This is a genomic window from Kitasatospora sp. Root107 (assembly GCF_001424875.1).
Lineage (GTDB): Bacteria > Actinomycetota > Actinomycetes > Streptomycetales > Streptomycetaceae > Kitasatospora.
Genome location: NZ_LMCT01000016.1, coordinates 114,258 through 115,401 on the forward strand (window position 1 = coordinate 114,258; position 1,144 = coordinate 115,401).

1 protein-coding gene is annotated in these 1,144 nt (G+C 74.7%); it reads right to left on the reverse strand.

All coding sequences use genetic code 11. The annotated features are described in order from the left end of the window. A partial coding sequence (locus tag ASC99_RS39435; protein WP_162257889.1) for a hypothetical protein occupies positions 1-1,144 on the reverse strand: 1,144 nt, incomplete at both ends.

Below are 1,144 nucleotides of genomic sequence, written 5' to 3' on the forward strand. Positions count from 1 at the left end.
GGAGAGGCGGGTCAGCGTCCGCACGCCGTCGGCAGTCACGTTGCGCACCAGGTGGCCGGCGCGGCTGAGGGTGATCAACCCGGAGCCGACCAGGCCGATCACCTCGGCCTGCTCGGAGAACGCGATGCGGAACGCGGAGCCGCGCGGGGCTTCGTGCGGAGCGCCGTGCGCAGTGCGCACCTCCCAGGTCCGGCTGTCGTGCGACCAGGCCTGGGTGTCGTTGCTGTGCAGGAAGTGGTGGACGCCGCGTGCCTCGTCGTGCAACCAGCCGTCGAACAGCCTCGGCTCGCGGAGCCGGTTGAACGGCGTGCGGCCACGTGTCCCCGGACCGACCGCGCCGTAGTCGGCGACCCGGCCGTCCGGCCTGATCCGCCACCAGCGGCCGGCCAGCGGAAGCTCCAGGTCCGCACTCCGGCGCAGCAGTGGCAGCACCGGGCCCGCGAGCACCTCCGCCAGCAGGGCGGGTTCGACCCCGAAGGCCGCGAGCTGGGCGGAGTACCCGCCAGGGTCGGGGAGCTGACGGCCGATGACGTGGGTGATGAGCTGGTCGCCCTCGACGCACAGGACGATCAGGCGGCGACCGGTGCGCCCGGCGGCGAGCACCGGTCCTGGCAGGTCGTGGCGGTGCATCCGCAGGGCGGTGGCGGCGTGCCTGTCGTGGTTCGGCAGGTTGACGGAGAACAGGGTGGTGGGCTGCCCTCCCCGGGCCAGCAGGGTCCGGGCCTCGGTATTGAAGACGGGCAGGGTCGGGTGTCCTGCTTTCCCGGCGTTGTCGGCCGGTGGGGTGACGGCGACCGGGCCGCCCCGGCGGAACTCCGCGCCGCGCAGCGCCCGGACGGCGATCCGGCTTGCGGGCAGCGGGAGTTCGGCCGTCGTACCGTCGAGCCTGATCGTCACGTGGCTCGCGCCGTCGGCGGACCAGCGGGCGGGCTCGCTGGTCAGAACTCCGGGGCGGGGCGGGATCCGCTCGGCCAACCGCGGCGAGGTCAGCAGCCAGGCCTGGTCGGCAGCGTCCAGCTCCGCCAGGGCGAGTTCGACGTCCGAGGGCGTCGGTTCGTCGGTTCGGCGGGTGGCCAGCCAGGCCGGCAGCAGCTCGGCGAGGTCACCGGTCAGCGTGCGGCCGGGCGCGTCGCCGAGCACGCCG